General features: G+C 49.9%; 1 rRNA gene. It reads right to left on the bottom strand.

Annotated features, from left to right (window positions below):
- Positions 1 to 515: ribosomal RNA gene (locus DSBG_RS21510) — 23S ribosomal RNA — on the bottom strand; the annotation flags it as partial.

The raw sequence follows: 515 nt of genomic DNA on the forward strand, positions 1-515 counted from the left end.
AAAGCCATAGCTTCGGTGATACACTTGAGCCCCGTTACATTTTCGGCGCAGAACCACTCGACCAGTGAGCTATTACGCACTCTTTAAATGGTGGCTGCTTCTGAGCCAACATCCTGGTTGTCTGTGCAATTCCACATCCTTTCCCACTTAGTGTATACTTTGGGACCTTAGCTGATGGTCTGGGCTGTTTCCCTTTCGACTATGAAGCTTATCCCCCACAGTCTGACTCCCAATCTAAACATAACGGCATTCGGAGTTTGATAAGGTTCGGTAACCTGGTAAGGCCCCTAGCCTATTCAGTGCTCTACCGCCGTTATTCATCAATTGAGGCTAGCCCTAAAGCTATTTCGGGGAGAACCAGCTATCTCCGTGTTCGATTGGCATTTCACCCCTACCCACAGCTCATCCCCTGCCTTTTCAACGACAGTGAGTTCGGGCCTCCAGTAGGTTTTACCCCACCTTCACCCTGGCCATGGGTAGATCACACGGTTTCGGGTCTACAGCATGTAACTCTT

The sequence above is a fragment of the Desulfosporosinus cupriresistens genome (assembly GCF_001707885.1).
GTDB lineage: Bacteria > Bacillota > Desulfitobacteriia > Desulfitobacteriales > Desulfitobacteriaceae > Desulfosporosinus.